This window comes from Paraglaciecola psychrophila 170, from assembly GCF_000347635.1.
In the GTDB taxonomy this organism is placed as follows: Bacteria; Pseudomonadota; Gammaproteobacteria; order Enterobacterales; family Alteromonadaceae; genus Paraglaciecola; species Paraglaciecola psychrophila.
This window is the reverse complement of record NC_020514.1, coordinates 485,419-503,615: the sequence shown is the minus strand read 5'-3', so window position 1 is coordinate 503,615 and position 18,197 is coordinate 485,419. Positions and strand designations below refer to the sequence as shown.

Sequence of the window (18,197 nt, the reverse complement as noted above, 5' to 3'; positions counted from 1 at the left end):
CTTATGATTAAGTTTGAACAAGTCAGCAAAACCTACCCCGGCGGACAACAAGCCTTGAGAAAGGTAGATTTTCATATTGAGCCAGGAGAAATGGCATTTTTAACCGGTCACTCAGGCGCCGGGAAAAGTACCTTGCTGAAACTCATATCTATCATGGAACGCCCCACTGTGGGGAAAGTGTTAATCAATGGGCACGACTTAAGCAATATTCAACGTAAACAAATTGCTTATATACGCCGTGATATAGGCATGATTTTTCAAAGCCACCACTTACTGATGGAAAAAAGTGTGTTTGACAATGTGGCACTACCTTTAATTATTGAAGGTTATTCTCATAAAGAAACAGCGAAACGGGTGCATGCAGCCTTAGAAATGGTTGGCCTAAGTGATAAGGTCAAAAACTTGCCTGCTATGTTGTCTGGCGGTGAACAACAAAGAGTTGGTATTGCCCGAGCGGTAGTGAATAAACCACCGTTGTTATTAGCCGATGAACCAACGGGTAATTTAGATCCCAAATTATCGATGGAGATTATTAGACTATTTGAAGATTTTAACCAAGCTGGCGTATCTGTATTCATTGCTACACACGACCTTGGACTGATTGCACGCATGAAATATAGAACACTGACACTCAAACAAGGCCAGATGATAACCGATGGTCTAACAGATGAATTTCAAAGTAATGAGCTCTATGTGTAACTCTATGCCTTATTTATTGTTTAATTCGATGTGTAACTGCACGCCTGTGATTAGCTCAGCAATGGTTTACTCATTAATGAGAGCAACTCAATGAGCATCTTGTTTAAAGGTCGAGTACAAGGTGCGCAAATCTCTAAAGTATCTGCCAATCAACGTTTTGTGATGTTCTTTGTCAGTCATTTCAGACAGGCACTGGGCAGCTTGGGTGAACTATGGCGCTCAAAAGCCGCATCACTTATGACAATAGGGGTTTTAGGATTAAGTATCACCTTACCCAGTACCCTGTTTGTTATGGTAAAAAATGCCGAGAATGTCAGTTCTGGTTGGGAGCAAGCGTCTCAAATCTCTTTATTCTTAAAAGAAAAAGTCAGTCAGGGAGACATCGAGCAACTACTAAAACGAATTCAGCTGTGGCCAGAAATCGACTCAATCAATTATATCTCGGCAGACCAAGCACTGGAAGAGTTTAAACAATTATCAGGCTTTGGTGATGCGATTGCTTACTTAGATGAAAATCCGTTGCCGAATGTGATACTAGTTATCCCCACCAGCCGACATGCCAGCCCAATAGCCGCTCGTATACTCTTAGACAAACTCAGAGACGAAAGGGAAGTAGATATTGGTAAGTTAGATATTGAATGGCTTGAGCGATTACATGCATTGCTTAATGTAGTCAAAGACTTAGTCACCGTCATTGCTCTTTTGCTGTTTCTAGCAGTTGTGCTCATTATTGGCAATACGATAAGACTAAACATTCTTAGTAAAAAAGACGAAATTTTAGTGATGAAATTAGTTGGCGCCACAGATGCTTTTATCCAACGGCCTTTTATGTACACAGGTTTTTGGTATGGCTTTTTAGGTGGTTTATTAGCGTGGATAGCGGTTATATTACTTTTATGGTGGATGAGCAGCAGTGTTAGTGCAGTAAGCGAGTTATACCAGAGGAGTTTCAACTTAACCGGCGCTGACTTTTCTACCTTTCTATGGATGTTAGGCCTCTCGGTTTTTCTGGGTCTAACCGGCTCTTTGCTATCGGTCAAACGTCATGTGCGTGATATTGAGCCTAAATAATCTGTTCACTTGACGTATGCACCAAACTGCAACAAGAAAGTGACACCTCCACTCTTTAAAAAATACTGATTTAAAACGTCCTATAAATTCAATATAGAAAAGCTACAGATGTTTATTTGAGTACTTTATAACATCTGTTATGTACTCAAGTCTGGCAATTTAACCACACTCGTTCAACGAGGGATTAGCAATCTTGTGTCATTAAATGCTGAATATTTTTAACATGTCCATCGGTGTCGGCAGGTTTTATCTTCAATACGCAGGCCAATAAACCGTATACTTCTATGTTGTCGAAAGGTTTCGCTTGCAATTTTTTCTTAAATGCGGGGCCATTAGCAATAAAAGTAGCATGCATCAGTGGGTCTTGATTATCATAACCATGAGTGGCGACCGATCGGCCTGATTTAACCAACGATTGGGGCTCACGTTTATCTCGACTAGCGTAAATACTCCAGCCAGTATCCGCTAGCAACATTATGTCGGGTCCCCTTTTTGGGTGGTCAAAATAGTAATTAGTCGGAAAATCACCACGGCGAAACACCTGCATTTTTGGGTGTGCTTTATGCAGTTTTTTGTAGGCTGCATCCACTAATTCAGGTGTTGCAAACAAATTTAGGAACGGAGCGTGTACTGAAGCTCTCGTATCTGACCAGTCGGATACGACGAAACTAGACAAGTCTACCAATGAGTCAATATTGATCACTCTTTGATCAGATAAATTGACCATTCCATGATCCGCCACCACCACTATATTTGAACGCTGTTCAAGCCCTAACTTTTTGAGTCCCAGTAGCAAATCGCCAATGTGTTTATCAACCAAAGTTACTGCTGCTCTTTCTTGCGCCGTATCTACACCAAAGCTGTGTACTGCAGTGTCTACTGCCGAAAAATATAATGTGATTAATCTTGGTCGCTGTTTCTCAGGTAAAGCAAGCCATTGTAATACCTCTTCAACACGTTCGGCATAGTCTTTATTTTGTTGATATGGTTTCCAAAATGTTGGTCGCACACCGTCAATTTCCACTTCTGAACCTATCCAAAAATAAGTCGCCGCTTTAATACCTTGTTTTTCAGCAGTTATCCAAATAGGTTCCCCACCCCACCATTTAGAATCGTTGACGTCTGTTTGACGATTAAATTTACGGCCTATTTCTCGATCATAAGGGTAATTGGAAACAAAGCCATGATGTTCTGGGTGCAAACCAGTCGCTAAGGAATAGAAATTCACAAATGTTTTAGTCGGCATGGCTGGGATCATATTAGCCCTCACGCCAGTGTCCGCTAAAACCTGTAAATTGGGAGCGGGCATACGTTCCAAGGTATCGGCTCGTAGCCCATCAACGCCAATCATAATAACAATAGGATCATTATTAACTGCAACAGAATGAGCATTAAAAGAAACCCAAAAAATAAGTGTTAACAATCGCTTAAAATAAATGTTCACCATCTATATTGGACCTTATTAGGTTAAGTAAAAAGATGTGAAAAGAAAGTCGTTTAGCAAAAAGAACAAAGCAGATAAAATCATTCCATCCGCTTGTTAGTCAGTGAATTATTGAAGGGGCAAATCTGAACCATTACTTTCTTCAGGATTGGCTTCGGCTGTTTGAGAAGCGGCAGTTCCCGGTTTTTCAACTTCCACTCCATCTACCCGTTGTAGGCCCCGAGGTAGTTTATTTCCTCGTCTTCCCCGATCTCCTTGATAATGAACAAGATCAGCTGCGGTTAAGGTCATACCTCTTTTACCGGCTAGAATTTTAACGTTAGCACCCTGCGGCACCACCGCTAACACACTCACATACTCTTCTCTGGATGCTACCTTGGCTGACGGAATACTCAGCAGTTTGTTACCTTTACCTTTACCTAAGCTTGGTAAATCTCGAAGCGGAAACATTAACATTCTGCCTTCGTTCGAAATAGCTAAACACCAATCAGTCTTGAGATCGTACACTGGCTGTGGGCCGATAATTTTAGCCGCAGTAGACAAAGATAAATAAGCTTTACCTGCTTTGTTTTTACTCACCATATCGCTAAATTTACCGACAAACCCATAGCCAGCATCAGAAGCCATTAGATATTGCTGTTCATCATTACCGATCACCATATGTTCAACATGTTCGCCGCTGACTATATTAAATCGGCCGGTTAACGGTTCTCCTTGGCTTCGAGCAGAAGGTAATCCATGGGCATCACAAGAAAAGGCTCTACCTGAAGAGTCAAAAAATACAACTTGTTGATTACTACGTCCTTTAGCACTGGCCTGATAGCTGTCACCAGCTTTATAACTTAGTCCTTCAACATCCACATCATGACCTTTGGCACATCGGGCCCAACCTTTTTCGGACAGCACCACTGTGACCGCTTCTGAAGGGATCAACTCTTTTTCAGTTAACGCTTTAGACTCTCCTCGTGTAACGATAGGTGAACGCCTGTCATCGCCATATAGTTCTGCAGCCTCTAGTATTTCTTTTTTAATCAATGTCTTTAAACGTTTATCAGAGCCTAACAACAACTGTAATGCATCACGCTCTTTGGCAAGCTCTTCTTGCTCAGCTTGAATTTTTACTTCTTCTAATTTAGCAAGGTGACGAAGTTTTAAATCGAGTATGGCTTCAGCTTGAATATCCGACAAATTAAACTGAGACATTAATTGCTGTTTAGGCTTTTCTTCATAGCGAATAATGCGAATAACTTCATCAATATTCAAAAATGCAATCATTAAAGCTTCAAGAATATGCAGTCTGGCAAGTACTTTATCTAATCTAAACTGCAATCTGCGAATGACAGTGTCTTTTCTAAAACTCAACCACTCGGTTAATATCATTCGCAAGTCTTTAACTTGTGGTCGGCCATCTAAACCGATCATATTGATATTAACCCTATAGCTCTTCTCTAAATCTGTAGTGGCAAACAAATGTTGCATCAGCTGTTCTACATCCACACGATTAGATCGCGGTGTAATCAACAAACGGGTGGGATTTTCGTGATCAGACTCGTCACGCAAGTCACTGACCATAGGTAACTTTTTGGCTTGCATTTGCGCAGCAATCTGTTCAAGAATTTTGCCGCCTGATGCTTGGTGAGGCAGTGCAGTGATAATAATATCGCCACTGTCTTCTGAATACACTGCGCGCATTCTAATTGAACCACGGCCAGTTTCGTAAATCTTAATAATGTCAGCTTTTGCAGTGATGATTTCTGCGTCAGTGGGGTAATCGGGGCCTTTTACAAATTCTAATAGTTCGTGTAATTCGGCTTTGTTGTTATCCAGTAAATGGGCACAAGCACTGGCGACTTCTCTCACATTATGGGGAGGAATATCAGTCGCCATTCCCACTGCAATGCCAGTAATGCCGTTCAATAAAATATGTGGCAAGCGGGCCGGTAACACTTTGGGTTCATCTAAGGTGCCATCAAAATTCGGCTGCCAATCAACCGTTCCTTGGCCTAACTCAGTGAGAAGCACCTCACTAAATTTGGATAACCGAGATTCGGTATAACGCATCGCGGCGAAGGATTTAGGATCATCGGGTGCTCCCCAATTACCTTGCCCATCAACCAATGGGTAACGATAAGAAAACGGTTGCGCCATTAGCACCATAGCTTCGTAACAAGCGGAGTCGCCATGTGGGTGAAATTTACCGAGTACATCACCAACTGTACGTGCCGACTTTTTGTACTTAGCCCCGTTATTCAAACCTAGCTCAGACATGGCATACACAATACGCCGCTGCACCGGTTTCAAACCATCACCTATATGCGGTAATGCTCTGTCCATAATCACGTACATGGAATAATTTAAATAAGATTCTTCGGTGAATCGACGCATCGTTAACTGCTCGATGCCGTCTTTATTAATAATGGTTTCTTGACTCATGTTTGACTATTTATACCACTTATTCTTGTTTTAAATTGTAGGATGAAGTGAATAATGCATAGGATTATATTACTCTGCTGTGTAGATTACCCTATAAGTCGCACCGATTACATCACCTAAGTATATCTTTAGCCCTCCAACACACTATCAAAATAAAGCTAAGGTTTGCCATAAGTATTAGTCGGATGGTTTAATGATGTAAATTACCTCCCATACCGACTAAATTTGATGTTTCCTCGCATTTGCAGATTTTTACTTATCGTTTTAATGTCTATTCCTTTGTGGGCAATGGCACAAGGGGATATACAGTTAATTACCACTGATGAAGTTATTAGGTTATCTCCTCAATTAAAGGTATTTCGAGAAACGGGTAATCCACTAGGGCTATTCGACGTCAAACAAAGACTAGGTGAGTTTGTTTGGCAACCAGGAGACAATCCAAACTATGGTTTTTCGGATAAAGGAGTATGGCTACATACCACTATTAGCAATGTTACCAATAATAAACAATGGGTAATTGATGTGGCATTTACACAACTAGAAAAGGTAGATATATACGTATTACTTGGCGATAAAGTACTAGGTAATGCTAGTCAAGGTAAGATCCGTTCAAACCCTAAATATCGTTTTCCTACATTGAAACTAGATATGCCATATGCACAAACAATCGATTTATATGTGCGTATAGAGAGTCAACGATCTGCATTAGTGGCACCGGTTGATATCCAAACAGATGCACATCACGAAAAAATAAACCTTTATGACAACCTTATATGGGGTCTGTTCTATGGTGGGCTCATCATGCTGGCCCTATATAATCTAATTCTTTATGTAGGATTGAGAGATAACAGTTTACTGGCATACTTTGGTTATATTTGTTCAGTTCTTATCTGGCAGTTTGTTTGGGGTGGCCATTTACACTTATTGACACCCAGCTCCATCACCATATGGGCTAGTTCGCATACAGATTTAATCTACGTCATCATTGGTATTTTTTCTGGCTTATTTACTATTTCTTTTTTAGAAATGTCTAAATCAGCACCTAATTCTTTAATTTATATTAAAATTTGTATTGGCCTGTTGGCGACCTTGGGCTTATTCTCAATATTAAATATCTTACCCCCAGCTTGGCAAAGTAGTTTGGTTTATCTGACAAGTGTAATGGCCATTACCAGCTTCACTTATGCGGGTTTTGAGAGTTATGGCAATCAGTTTCATGCGGCTCGGTACTTTATTTTTGCATGGAGTATATTAGCTGGGTTTGCACTTATCGGAATGTTAAGTTTGGCTACTGTTTTACCTTCTAATTTCTTTACTGCTTATTGCTTTCAACTAGGGGTTTTCATTGAAGCAGGTTTGTTCTCGCTCGCTATTATGGACAAAAGTCGTCATCAGTTGGAACTAGAGGTAGAACAAACTACAGATGACTTAAGAAACAATATTGAACTAGTTGAAGAGCAAAACGTGCGTTTAGACATTGCTCGCAAAGATGCCATTGCTGCAAGTAATGTTAAGTCACAGTTTTTAGCCAACATGAGTCATGAAATACGCACTCCCCTGAACGCAATATTAGGTTTCAGCAAAGAGTTACATTCAGATTCACTACCACCAGAAAAGCGCGAGCAAGTCAGTATTATTAACGCGGCAGCAGATAACCTATTAAGCATTGTGAATGATGTATTAGACTTTTCTAAAATAGAAGCCGGCAAGTTAAAAATCAACAACCACCCTTTTTCACCTAATGAAATGTTAGAAAATATGGTGAGTGTCATGGCCAAGTCCGCGCACCTAAAAAACTTAGAATTTATATACAACTTAGAACCTTTACCAGAAAAGTTAATTGGTGACAGTTACCGAATTAAACAGGTTTTGAACAATCTTTTAGGAAATGCGCTCAAGTTTACTGATCATGGTTTTGTCACTCTTTCGGCCTCAGGAAAAGAGCGAGATCATGGAATTTACGAATTGGTACTTAAGATTGAAGATTCGGGAATAGGCATAAGCCGCGAAGATCAGAGAAAACTGTTTGCTGCCTTCTCACAAGTTGACGATGCCTTGAGCCGTTCATACCAAGGCACTGGTCTAGGTCTGGTAATCTGTCAAGAACTAGTCAAACTAATGCGTGGTGAACTTACCCTCCAAAGTACACCTCACTCTGGTAGTTCATTTACCGTAACAATCAGATGCAACCTGCTTAATACTAACCTTTCACTTAGTCCTGACAGCGAATGGCTAGATAAGAAAATTATTTATTTTGACCCTTTTCCACAGTCTCGCTATTGTGGTGCGAAGATACTGACCTATCTAGGCGCGACTGTGACAGGAGTAGAATCATTAGCTTACCTAAGAGGTTTAAAGCAGCATTATGATTTAGTGTTTATTTGTGTACCTAACAATAAAGAGAATATTCTTCCCAATATATTAGAAGCCACACGACATCTAAACACAGAGAATGCTGTTCTGTTATATTCTGGCATCGAGTCATTATCAAACCGTAGCGACCTGTCACAATATTTTTCACATCAAATGCGCCTGCCATTGACGTTAGGCAAACTCAACACCTTAATACACACACCGGAAGAAAGCCCGACTGACAAATTACAACAACGTTTAACTACATTACCCAATGCCAAAGTATTGGCTGTAGATGATATGGAAATCAATTTACGGCTACTCACGACTTGGCTCAAAAATACAAATTTGCAACTTACCTTGGCTTTTAGCGGGGCAGATGCGGTTGCACAATGCAAAGAGCATGAATTTGATTTAATCCTCATGGACGTGCAAATGCCACACATGGACGGTTTAGAAGCGACTAAACAGATCCGTCAAACAGACTTAAATTTAGGTACCCCAATTATTGCGGTCACCGCTCACGCATTTAAAGAAGAGCAAGATAAATTGCTCGCTTCTGGGATGGATGATTACCTACCTAAACCTATCAACTTGTCGGACTTAATAGACTTGATCAAACGCTGGTGTTTAATAGCGGATCCAATTAACGAGCAACAACTCAGTTTTGACTGGTCACTCGCACTTAAGCGCGCTCATCAAAACGAGGTGGCGGCTAAGGATATATTGCAACAATTTGTACAACAATTACCAAGGCTGGTGGAGTCCATTGAGCAAGCTAACCAAGCCGAAAACTATGTGCTAATGCAGGAAAAGGTTCATCAGTTGCATGGCGCATGTTGTTATACGGGCGTGCCAGCCATGCTGACACTTTGCAGTGATATGGAAGGTGCATTAAAAAGCAAACAAATTGACCTTGCTAAATTGAGGGCAAGCAGTTTGAAAAGTGAATCTTTAAACTTACTGTTAGCGGTCAAAAAAGCTAATATAATTTAATCTCATTTTTAGATTTAGATCACCTCATCATCAGAAGTTGAAACTAATACACGTTGTTGACATTGCCGCAACAACTCGACAAATTCCTGCTCTGAACGATCCAATTCAGAGCCCGCTACAAAAATATCATATCCTAAACGTGCTCTTAACTTAGTCATACGATTAGCAAACATAGCCTGAATACCTCTATACTCTGCCCCATTACTATCTTTAAAATAATCGTGCTCTAACATATCGTCACTATGACAGTTGCCAGTGGCACAGTTTTCTGTTGAAGGCATAGTTTGAAATAATAATGGACGCTGTTCCATTAAAATATTGGTCATTAGCCGTGGCGATACTTTTTCCAAAAAAGCGGAATAGCTTTTAATCTTTATCGCCACCATCTCCAGCGATTTAAGTTCTAATCCATGAGTGACTTTAGGCACATCAACTCGCTGGATATTGCTCCAGTCAAGCTGCCATTGCCCATGTCGATGCTTATAAATAATGAATGTTTTAGAAAGGAGAAAGCTGAACTGTGGCTCTCTATATTTGACCCAGGCAATTAACAATGCCACTAATGAAGCACTGGTCAAAAATATTCCAATCAAATACAACGATTTAGGCAGCACTGAAAATGTAATGCTAGCCAAAGACAAGCCAACTAGGCCAATCAATACGCTGACAATCACATTACGTTTAACTTGGCTTCTGATTTCAATTATGTCTTGCATATTGCCCGTTTATCCCCAAAACCAAAAGTAAATAATACAACTGAATATTGCCCAAATCAGCAAAGCTCTTATTTGTTTACATCTTACACAATCATTGTGCCACCAGCTAAAATGAGATTTTTTCACGGGTTTCATTTTGTTTCTCAAGAGCTACTTTCTATGTTTATCGTACCTTGTAAACCAGATATCAAGCAACCGTATTGTATCCACTTATCTGCAGACACATTTCCCTAAGGTGGCCGCTCTCTGAGTATCGATAGATACTTTAGACGGGTCTATTTAATCTTGATACCACTAAAGGTGTGAATACTAGAGATAAAATAACAGAAAAGCCTACACCACCTGCCAACACTACCGCTAATGGTGGCCAAAAAGTGCCCTCACTAAATAACAACATAGGAATAAATCCACCTACAGTAGTGAAAGTCGTAGACAAAATATGCCGACTACACCCCATCGTTTCTTCCACAATTTGACTAATATCGCCTGCTTTCGCTTGTGGATTGGCATTAATCGCAGCGATCACCACAATAGACCCGTTGATAGCCACTCCGATAAGCCCAGCACATCCTAATAAAGGATTAAAACCAATAGGTAACCCAGAAAGCCAAAGACTGAACATACCTAAGCCCACGGACAATACCGCTACAGACCCTATCACTAATGCTAATCGCAGACTGCGAAAAGATAGTATCAAAGTTGTGATCATCAACACTAACAAAACAGGGGCATATGTGGCTAATTGGCCTAATGCCTCTTGTTGTTCGTCAGCATCGCCAGCCATTTTAAAACGATACCCTTTGGGCATAATAAAATTCATATTTTCTAGGCTTTTTAATACTTGCTCACCCACATCGATTGCTGTGGCGCCTGTTAGCAAGAATGCCTCCACATTATTGACTCGTTCACCGTTTTGTCGAGTAATACCAGCCACTGTTGGTCTTAATTGAAAATTACCTAAGGCAGATACTGGCATCCACAAACCTTGGCTAATGAGTTTTTCACTCAACAAAGGCAAGCTCTGGATCTGTGCGAGTTCGCCTCTAAGAGAGTCTCCAACACGAATTCTGATAGGAATTTCTTCGGTCCCTTCTAATATTGAGCCTCCAACCTTGCCGTCCAGTGCATATTGTAATTGACGAGCAATTTCTACTAACGACATACCAGCCATTTTACTAGCATCTTGAGTTGCCTCAAGGACCCACTCAGGCTCACCAAAAGTAATGGAAGCAATGGAATGGGATATTCCCGGCACCTGTGACATTGCCAACCTTACTTGTTCACCTAGGAGGTTTAACGTATTGATATCTGGTCCAAATATTTTTTAATCCTACCGGAGCCGATACGGGCGGTCCTTGGCCAAATGCGCGTACGACAATTTTACTTTGTGGAAAAGCCTGATCTAATTCAGTTTGCAGTTGTCCTATCAGTACTTTGGCGTTAGATACACTTTTAGCCTTAACCACGCCATGTGCGTAGTGAGATGAATTATCTTTATTCATGACTTGATTATAATAAACAGATGGAAATGACCCACCTACTAACCAACTAAGTTGTGCCACTTGTGGCTTTTTACGGATCAGTTCATCCACACTATTAACCACAATTTGCGTCTCATTAATGGCCGTACCCTCTGGCATCCACAAGTAAATTTCAAATTGATCTCTGTCAGCGCTAGGGAAAAACACATTGCCTAATTGCCCAGCCAAAATAAACCCAGAAACCGAAATGGCAATACAAACCAATACACCTAACAAAGGTCTTTTCAGTGCTTTTTCCAGGGCATTCCTGTAGCCAAGACTAATAGATGGCGCTTGGATACCGATGGAATACCAAGCCGATGACACATCTAACTTTCTGGGTAAAAATCGAGCGGCGAGTGCTGCTATAATCGTGAGTGAGATAAACAGTGAGCCAATCAGAGCCATTACTACACTAATAGCAATAGATCCGATAAAGTCACCAATATTACCCGGCAACAAAAATATCGGCATAAAGCCTAAAATGGTGGTCAAAGTGGATGCTAATAGAGGTACAAATAAGTGTTGAATGCTTTGTGTTAACGCATCAATTCGGCTGATATCAGGGTTAACTAATTTACTTCTAATTTCATCGGTAATAACAATAGCGTTATCAATTAATAAACCAATGGCAATGATAATCCCAAATATCGACATTTGATGAATTTGCTCATCAAAAAAGCTAAGTGAAAAAATCGCAAAAGCGGCACAAAGTGGCAGAGATAAACCCACTATCCATGACGCCTTTATGCCCATAAAGATAAACACTACTGCCATAACTACTAAGCTACCAAGCAGCAAGTTGATAGTTAATTCAGATAAACGAGTTTCAGTATAAGAATTTTGTTCAAACACGATATTCGCCTGAATACTGCCACCATATTGGTTATTAAATTTATCAACAATCTCTTTGGCATTTTTTGTCCAGGTATCCACTCGTAAAGTGGCCTGCATCCTTGAAGCAACAAATATCACCTGTTCCCCATTAACCAAACCGATGTCATTAACCGGTAAACGCGGCCCCTTTTCTACTGTTGCTATGTCACCTATGCGTAAATACCCACCTTGTTCGGTCACCCGTAACGGTAAATCTCTAATGGTGGATACACTGTCTAACTCTTGTGCAACCTGCATTCGCATGTTTTGTTCAGTGGAGTACATCATGCCAGCCGGAACTTTAGGATCGGCTCCAGCAATCAGTTGACTGGCTTGTGCAATGGTTAACCCTGAACTGGTTAATTGTTGCGGGTTGATAGTGACTTGGATTTCCTCGTCTAGCTCTCCGTATATTCTAACCAACTCAGTACCCGGCACATTGCGCAGTTGATCGGATAAGTGTTCTGCCATACGACTGATAATAGATAAAGGTGTTGTATAACCTGATGCAGCTTGTAAACCCACTAATAAAGTAAAAGCGGTGGCACCCCTGCGCTCATCAAAAAAGGGATCACCGGCTCCTTGTGGAAACTTGAGCTTAGCATTATTAAGTCCATCGCGGATCTTCGAAAATATTTGTTCGTTGCTACTATTGTTTACCCATGCTTGCAATTCGATAGAAACGACAGAGGTACCAGAGCGTGAAGTAGAGTTTATTTCATTAATTTCATAAAGTTGTCTAAGCTCATCTTCAATTACATCTGTGACTAATGCTTCAACTCGCTCTGCGGATGCACCAGGATAAGGTGTAATCACCAATACATTACGATTATCTATTCTGGGATCTTCTAAACGCGGAATATTATTAATTGCAGACAGCCCCGCAACTACCAAAACCATGATGCTTAATACTAACAGATGCCCGTTGCGAAAGAATAAGCTATACCATGGGTATGATTGCTGATTATTTAGTGACACTTTCGACATTTCCTTGGCCATTACGGTGAACCTAAAATAACGTTGGCTAAGGTTTCAGGATTGTCATTTATTAATACTTTTTGCCCCGGCACCAAGCGTTGAACACCTTCAATAACCACTGGTTCACCCTCTTGCAAAGCACCGCGTACAAAGCTTTTTTTGTCATCTGCATGCACCATTTCAACCAGCTTGGCCACTAATTGATGCTCGCCATCAATAGCTTCAACAGCAAACAGGCTCCACAACCCTCTGACATTGCTGACCAAAGCCTTTCGAGGTACCCAGAAGCCTTGAGCATTGATGTTACTACTGATATCAATATGTAATAAGTCACCAGGTAAAATTGCGGTGTTTTGCTCAGTTAAACTAACGATGATATCTACAGTACGGGTATCTAATCTTCGTTGCTGAGCAATAGATTTAATTTTACCTAATACTTGATCAGAATGGGTCGACAGAGTAATCACTTGCTCCAGTGAAAATTTGTCCACATAATCCGCCGAAAGAGCAAACCTAACCTCCAGTTGACCGCTTTGCTGTAAATTAAATAATGTTTGCCCTGCCCTAACTACGGTTCCCTTGTCCACTAAACGGCTAACAACACTGCCAGCAAAAGGTGCCAACAACTTGGTCTTTCCTATCTCAACTAATAACGTTTGTCTGCGCGCTAAAATTTCATCTACAAAAGCTTTAGCTGCGTTCACTGATTCTCTGGATTCGTCCAGTCGCTGAGCTGACTCAAGCTTTCTATCAACCAGTTCAACCACTCTTTTAAGTGAAATTTTGGCCAGATTAGCTTCAGATGTAGCGCGATTTAAAATAGCGGATAATTCATTCATTTGCGCTCTAAATCTTTGGTCATCTAATTTAGCGAGTATTTGCCCTTCAACCACCCATTGCCCTTCATCCACCAATATATCCATTACAGGGCCAGATAAATCAAAGCCTATAGCTGCTGTCTGTGGGGCTTCTGCGCGCCCAACAACTAGGCGTCTTTGTACATATTGTTGATCCCATTGAATAGGCATGACATTGACTAATAGTTTTTTAACCTCAGTAGGCGCTTGCTGAGTCTGCCCGTTGCCAGATGCTTTCATTAATACCACCAAAGCGAACAATGAAATGAAGGGGATCAGCCAAATCAAATATTTTTTGTAGCGTGACTGGTGTAGCAACTGATTAGCATTTGTCATAAAGTTCTCATAGATTTGATAAAAACCAAAATAAATTAAATACTAGACTGTCTAGTTTGGTATATAATAATGTTTTATGTGAACGTTGCAAATACTTTTTTAGTATCACAAGAGGTTTATCGTTGTTAAATACACAGACCAGTAAGGCTGGAAGGCCTAAAAGTGCTGAAAAGCGCAAACAAATATTAACTTCCGCAGGCGAATTATTTTTAACCAGTGGTTTTAGCGGCTGTTCTATGGAAATGGTGGCCAAACAATCAGGCGTGTCTAAACAGACTGTTTATTCGCACTTTAATAATAAAGAAGCATTATTCTTAGCCGTGATTGAGGATAAATGTTCGGAATATCAACTAGATGATAGATACCTAGAGATAGGAGATCATCCGTTGCTTCACGTACTGCGAGAAAGGGGATTGCAGATAGTAAAGTTACTTCATGACGACCAAGTCATAGCCATTCATCGGGTTATCATTGGTGAGGTTAATACCAATCCTAGAGTGGCTGAATTATTCTATCAAGCGGGTCCCAAACATAGTCTCGAATATTTGGAAAAATGTTTTATAAAGTTTGCTAAGCAGCCCATTACTGAAGAGTTTGCACATAAATGTGCTGCAACTTATTTTAGCCTGTTGCAAAGCGAGTTCCACATCAAGAGCATTTTAGGTTTAGACTTTGCGCTCTCTAATTCAGAACAAGTAGCTCATGTAGAATTTGCCATTCAACAGATTGAAATGTTACTTAAATCTAAGAACTAACAAATGACGAAATCAATACATTCTCGCACTTTATGGTTTTTAATGAGTCATAAAGGTACTTATGCAAAGTTTAGTGACCCAATTTATGCGCGCCATTAGCCGTATATTTATACTGTTATTTGCCCTTAGCTTTATCAATTTTGCCGTTCAAGCCAAAACATTATGGCAAGAGGGATCCAGTCAAGCTAAGTCAGAACAAGTCAGAACACTTCGGGCAATGGCCGAAGATGCAAGATTCATACAAATAAACCAAGCTTTGTTAAACAAAATATTTTCTAATCTAGGCTTACCAACTGAAATCACTTTACCTCTGCCCAACGGCTTAAATATACCGGTCAAACTTAATCCCTCGCCCATTTTAAGCGAAGATTTATCCGAACAATATCCCCACTTTATGACTTATCAGGCTGAGCAAGTTGACCAACCAAATAACATCGGCCGATTTAGTATTTCCCACCTAGGCTTATTTGGTTTTTTTCGATACAACAACCAATGGGTGTTGTTGTCGCCTCGGTATCAAGGTGAAGCATTAGAATATGCTAGTTATTGGTACAAAGATGCACCCACTGAGTTTGAAACTGTCTCACTCACAGCTGATTTTTTGCTGGCAGATATACAACCAGAAATACCTACATTGGCTCAAAAATCAGTCACTTCTGGCGACACTGTCCGTACCTATAAGCTGGCTATTAGCACCACAGGGGAGTACGCCCAAAAATTGGGCGGAACGACCGAAAATGTATTGGCAGAATTGATGAATTTGGTGAACCGCATCAATCAGGTATTGTTAATCGACTTGGCCTTACAATTTGAATTGATTGATAATCAAGATATCATTTTCTTTGATGCCACTAGCGATCCATATACCAATTCAGATACCGCTACTGATATCGAGGAAAACCAAAGTGTCGTCGACCAAGCCATTGGTAGTCAAAATTATGATATTGGACACCTACTTGGTACCAATGGAGGCGGGTTAGCGTACGTAGGTGTGGTGTGTAACAACCAGTTTAAAGCCCAAGGTTACTCAGGTTTAAGTAACCCTCAAGGTGAACGCTTTTACATTGACTTAGTCACCCATGAATTAGGTCATCAATTGGGTGCAGGTCATAGTTTTAACGCTACCAACTCTGATAGTTGTGCTGAAGGTCAACGCAACAACAGCACGGCTTACGAGCCTGGCAGTGGCTCCACCATTATGTCTTATGCGGGCATTTGTGGATCACAAAACTTGCAAAATGACAGCGACCCTTATTTTCATTCAATCTCGATTCAGAATATTCGTGATTATGTCGATGGTTTCTCTGGACAACGTTGTGGAGTTGAAGATGCAATTGATAACGCAATCCCGCAGATTCAGTTGATACAAAATGTTTATACCATTCCGTCTGACACACCTTTTGTACTAAGGGCCGCTGCCACAGATGCAGACAACGACTTGCTCACTTACACTTGGGAGCAGTTTGATAATGGCGGTACGTTAGGTGCAACAAATAATCTTACTGAAATGAATAACGATAACGGCAACAATCCCCTGTTTCGTTCTTATAGCCCAATAGAAATATCACAACGTTACTTTCCTCAGCTTATTGACGTGCTTACTGGTCAAACGCGTCTTGGTGAAACGTATGCCACTACCGACAGGGATTTGCGTTTTAGATTAACGGCCAGAGATAACAATGGCGGGGTGAACCAGCAAGACTTAGTGATTACTGTGACTACCGCTAACCAAACGTTCAATATTGATACACCGACACAATGGCAAGGTTTATCCGAACAAACAGTGACGTGGGATATCGGCGATACCCTAAAGGCACCCATCAATTGTGCCAATGTCGATATTCTGCTCATCGCTGACACAATTAACCCGATTGAAACCAAAGTATTAATGGGAACACCCAATGATGGGCAACAAAACATCACAGTGCCCAATGTCACCAGTGTTAACGCACGACTCGTCTTAAAATGTAGCGACAATATTTTTTATGCCCTCAGCCCCGCAGCATTCTCGATTATGGCTGCTGAGCCAGTGGCGCCTAGAATCGATAGTCAGATGAAAATTAGCCTTAGCGAAGACTCAACAACACAAATTGAATTTACTGATCTAAATGTATCTGATCTAGACTCTGCTTATCCAGAAGACTTCACCCTGAGTTTACAAAACGGGGCCAACTACATTATCAATCAACGCACACTGACACCAAATACGGACTTCAACGGTATGCTGAGCGTGCCAGTTGTTGTTAATGATGGCTTAGTAAATAGTAATGTGTTTTCACTACAGGTACAGGTGACAGCTGTCAATGATGCGCCAGTAGCAAATAACGACAGTATTTCTGTCGAACAAAACAGTGTATCTGTGGTGATTGACGTATTAATCAACGACAACGACATAGATAGCGATGTGTTGAGTATCGACTCGTTTAGCTACAGTGGTCAAGGCCAAGTGGCCATATCCAATCAACAACTTAGATATACTCCAGCATCGGATTTTTCCGGTATGGAGTCCATATTCTATGTGGTGTCAGACGGCACACTAACGGACGATGGGACACTGAGCATTCAGGTTAATTCAGTAACGGCCGCTTCTAACGATTCAGGTGGAGGCAGTATGATGCTGCTAAGTCTTTTGTCTTTTCTTTGTTTTTCAGTAAAGTTAGTTAATCACTCACTTTGTAAGGGCAATTATGAATAACCGGTTATCCCTTTTGATGTTTGTTGCTGCGATAAGTTTTTTAACACTTAGCTGTAGCCAGACTACCACATCTTTTTTATCTCAAACATCTGAGCCCACTGAAGGTAATCAAAGTGGGGAGCTAAGTAAAAACCAAATTGCTGAGCTAAAATGGCTGCAGTATGCCGATCCTAAAGCAGATGCGAATTTAGCGATTCAAAAACAAGATTTCACATTATTAGCCTTTGCTGGCAGAGTCACCTCTTTTCCGGGCATCGACAATAAATCATCCACACTTTCACTACAATGTGGTTACCGACTATTGGCTAATAGTGGTGACGAGTTGAGGTCAGAAAACGAATTAAAATTTCGTAAACAATTGTATCAATACTCAGCCACATACAACCAACTAGTTGCAGCAGCCTGTCAAAAAAAAGTAACCAATACAATTAGAACCAGCCCATAACTTGCCATGCAGGCTATGGACTGA

Annotated in this window: 10 protein-coding genes and 1 pseudogene; 6 read left to right on the top strand and 5 right to left on the bottom strand. The window is 40.8% G+C overall.

Annotated elements, in window-relative coordinates:
- Positions 1 to 3: 3 nt before the first annotated feature.
- On the top strand, positions 4 to 699 hold the full coding sequence (gene ftsE, locus C427_RS02160; protein WP_007640390.1) for a cell division ATP-binding protein FtsE: 696 nt from the start codon (positions 4 to 6) through the stop codon (positions 697 to 699).
- A 90-nt stretch (positions 700 to 789) separates the two neighbouring features.
- Positions 790 to 1,770: a permease-like cell division protein FtsX gene (ftsX, locus tag C427_RS02155; protein WP_007640389.1), complete on the top strand. Its 981-nt coding sequence runs from the start codon at positions 790 to 792 to the stop codon at positions 1,768 to 1,770.
- 184 nt (positions 1,771 to 1,954) lie between these two features.
- Here the strand turns inward: ftsX and C427_RS02150 are convergent, their stop codons facing one another.
- On the bottom strand, positions 1,955 to 3,217 hold the full coding sequence (locus tag C427_RS02150; protein ID WP_007640388.1) for an alkaline phosphatase family protein: 1,263 nt from the start codon (positions 3,215 to 3,217) through the stop codon (positions 1,955 to 1,957).
- A gap of 105 nt (positions 3,218 to 3,322) precedes the next feature.
- The gene (gene parC / locus C427_RS02145) at positions 3,323 to 5,647 is read right to left on the bottom strand and encodes a DNA topoisomerase IV subunit A (RefSeq protein WP_007640387.1); all 2,325 of its coding nucleotides are present in this window, start codon (positions 5,645 to 5,647) and stop codon (positions 3,323 to 3,325) included.
- Between the two features lie 267 nt (positions 5,648 to 5,914).
- On the opposite strand from parC, the gene C427_RS02140 reads away from it, so the two are divergent.
- Positions 5,915 to 8,995: a hybrid sensor histidine kinase/response regulator gene (locus C427_RS02140; RefSeq protein ID WP_007640386.1), complete on the top strand. Its 3,081-nt coding sequence runs from the start codon at positions 5,915 to 5,917 to the stop codon at positions 8,993 to 8,995.
- Between the two features lie 14 nt (positions 8,996 to 9,009).
- Here the strand turns inward: C427_RS02140 and C427_RS02135 are convergent, their stop codons facing one another.
- The 3 genes and pseudogenes from C427_RS02135 to C427_RS02125 form a co-directional block, all read right to left on the bottom strand.
- Positions 9,010 to 9,711, bottom strand: a complete 702-nt coding sequence (locus tag C427_RS02135; protein WP_007640385.1) for a DUF2982 domain-containing protein — start codon at positions 9,709 to 9,711, stop codon at positions 9,010 to 9,012.
- Between the two features lie 265 nt (positions 9,712 to 9,976).
- Positions 9,977 to 13,094, bottom strand: a pseudogene (locus C427_RS02130) (efflux RND transporter permease subunit).
- An 11-nt stretch (positions 13,095 to 13,105) separates the two neighbouring features.
- Complete coding sequence (locus C427_RS02125; protein ID WP_007640383.1) at positions 13,106 to 14,278, bottom strand: efflux RND transporter periplasmic adaptor subunit; 1,173 nt, start codon at positions 14,276 to 14,278, stop codon at positions 13,106 to 13,108.
- A 122-nt stretch (positions 14,279 to 14,400) separates the two neighbouring features.
- Between C427_RS02125 and C427_RS02120 the strand changes: the two genes are divergently transcribed.
- The 3 genes from C427_RS02120 (at position 14,401) to C427_RS02110 (ending at position 18,173) form a co-directional block, all read left to right on the top strand.
- The gene (locus tag C427_RS02120; RefSeq protein WP_007640381.1) at positions 14,401 to 15,033 is read left to right on the top strand and encodes a TetR/AcrR family transcriptional regulator; all 633 of its coding nucleotides are present in this window, start codon (positions 14,401 to 14,403) and stop codon (positions 15,031 to 15,033) included.
- Positions 15,034 to 15,094: 61 nt separating this feature from the next.
- The gene (locus C427_RS02115) at positions 15,095 to 17,728 is read left to right on the top strand and encodes a reprolysin-like metallopeptidase (RefSeq protein ID WP_007640379.1); all 2,634 of its coding nucleotides are present in this window, start codon (positions 15,095 to 15,097) and stop codon (positions 17,726 to 17,728) included.
- Positions 17,721 to 18,173, top strand: a complete 453-nt coding sequence (locus tag C427_RS02110; protein ID WP_226991217.1) for a hypothetical protein — start codon at positions 17,721 to 17,723, stop codon at positions 18,171 to 18,173. The genes C427_RS02115 and C427_RS02110 overlap by 8 nt, the downstream gene beginning before the upstream one ends.
- Positions 18,174 to 18,197: the final 24 nt, after the last annotated feature.

Excerpts from the sequence above, each read along its gene's own strand:
- ftsE (WP_007640390.1), top strand. The coding sequence starts at position 4 with ATGATTAAGTTTGAACAAGTCAGCAAAACCTACCCCGGCGGACAACAA.
- ftsX (WP_007640389.1), top strand. The coding sequence starts at position 790 with ATGAGCATCTTGTTTAAAGGTCGAGTACAAGGTGCGCAAATCTCTAAA.
- C427_RS02150 (WP_007640388.1), bottom strand. The coding sequence starts at position 3,217 with ATGGTGAACATTTATTTTAAGCGATTGTTAACACTTATTTTTTGGGTT.
- parC (WP_007640387.1), bottom strand. The coding sequence starts at position 5,647 with ATGAGTCAAGAAACCATTATTAATAAAGACGGCATCGAGCAGTTAACG.
- C427_RS02140 (WP_007640386.1), top strand. The coding sequence starts at position 5,915 with ATGTCTATTCCTTTGTGGGCAATGGCACAAGGGGATATACAGTTAATT.
- C427_RS02135 (WP_007640385.1), bottom strand. The coding sequence starts at position 9,711 with ATGCAAGACATAATTGAAATCAGAAGCCAAGTTAAACGTAATGTGATT.
- C427_RS02125 (WP_007640383.1), bottom strand. The coding sequence starts at position 14,278 with ATGACAAATGCTAATCAGTTGCTACACCAGTCACGCTACAAAAAATAT.
- C427_RS02115 (WP_007640379.1), top strand. The coding sequence starts at position 15,095 with ATGCAAAGTTTAGTGACCCAATTTATGCGCGCCATTAGCCGTATATTT.
- C427_RS02110 (WP_226991217.1), top strand. The coding sequence starts at position 17,721 with ATGAATAACCGGTTATCCCTTTTGATGTTTGTTGCTGCGATAAGTTTT.